This window comes from Streptomyces aureoversilis, assembly GCF_042657885.1.
Lineage (GTDB): Bacteria > Actinomycetota > Actinomycetes > Streptomycetales > Streptomycetaceae > Streptomyces > Streptomyces aureoversilis.
In genome coordinates, this window is sequence record NZ_JBHSKJ010000062.1 from 1 (window position 1) to 1,403 (window position 1,403).

Below are 1,403 nucleotides of genomic sequence, written 5' to 3' on the forward strand. Positions count from 1 at the left end.
TACTCCAGTGAGAATTCGTGTCCTGAGCTGGCTCTTCTTTGATAGTGGCAGCGGCGGGCGGTGGCTTGGTGGTGTCTGCGCCAGTGGGACCAGTTCAGTGCGTGGAGCTACCTGTCCTGATGGGCTTTCGGGTGGGGTAGGAGAGTGTCCAGCAGGCGCCGGATCTCCGCCACGGTGAGAGGGACGAGGCTGGTGGTGTCGTTTCTGCAGCCCCCTTTGGTGTATCCCGGGACTGGGCCGCGAGGACAGTCAGGAATGCGTGGGCGAGCATGGCCAGGGTGATGTGCCGGTACCAGCCCGCATAGCGGCGGACCTCGTACTCGTCCAGGCCGCACTCGTTCTTCGCTGCCTGGAAACACTCTTCAACGGCCCACCGTGAGCCGGCGATCCGAGCCAGCCCGCCCAGGTCCACAGCGATGGGTGCGTATGCGAGGTAGTAGGCGAGCTCGCTGGGGTCCGAGAGGCTGCGGCGGGCCATCACCCAGCGATGGTGGGTTGGGGGATCCGGGTCGAAGACGAGGTTGGCGGGGAGCTTCGCCGCCGCCCAGTCGAAGACGCGTGGGCCCTTGGCGCCGTTGCCGCAGGACAGGGTCTGCCAGGCGTCGGCCGGGGCATCGTCGATGAGCTCATCGATGCGCCAGACGCCGGCCAGGGACTTGATCTGCTGGGACTTGGGGACAGCTACCACGTAGCTCAGGCCGTGCTGTTCGAGCAGACGGCGGAAGGACCAGTCCTGCCCGTACGCCTCGTCCGCCGTCACCCAGGCCGCCGGAAGGCCGGCCGCCAGGCAGCGGCGGACCATGGCTTTGGCCAGCTCGCCCTTGGTGGCAAAACCCCGGTACTCGGGGACCTTGGCTGCCCGGCACCGCTCCCGGTCTGCCGTCCAGGACTTGGGAAGATACAGCTCGCGGTCCACCAGGGCCCGACCGCGTGTGGTGGCGTAGGCGGCGAACACGCCTATCTGGCAGTTGTCGATCTTTCCAGAGGTCCCGGTGTACTGCCGCGACACCCCTGCCGATGTGGTGCCCTTCTTGATGAAGCCTGTGTCGTCGATAATCAGCACGCCGTCCGGGCCGAGGTGTTCGGCGATGTACTCGCGCACGTCGTCCCGCACCGCATCCGCGTCCCACCGGGCGCCGTTCAGCAGATGCTGTAGCCCCGCGGGCTCACGATGGCCCGCATACTCCGCCAACTGCCAGCCGTTCTTGCGGCCCACAGGCGCCAGCAGCCCCCGCACATAGTCCCGCATCCGCCACCGCAGATCAGCCCGCCCGAAGCGGCCCGCCACCCGAGCGAATACCGACTCCAACTCCGCAGCCCAGCAATCAACTTCGCCCATCCCCACCATGACTGGTCAACGAGAACAACCAGCTCAGGACACGAATTCTCACTGGAGTACTAAG

General features: G+C 66.5%; 1 protein-coding gene. It reads right to left on the reverse strand.

The genetic code is table 11. The features are described 5' to 3' along the window. Positions 1-94 precede the first annotated feature (94 nt). Positions 95-1,339 (reverse strand): IS701 family transposase, encoded by a 1,245-nt coding sequence (locus tag ACFPP6_RS36400; protein WP_382051135.1) that lies wholly within the window; start codon positions 1,337-1,339, stop codon positions 95-97. Between the last annotated feature and the right edge of the window lie 64 nt (positions 1,340-1,403).

What these genes read in the sequence shown, in the direction of transcription:
- ACFPP6_RS36400 (WP_382051135.1), bottom strand. Translation starts at nt 1,339, where the DNA reads ATGGGCGAAGTTGATTGCTGGGCTGCGGAGTTGGAGTCGGTATTCGCT.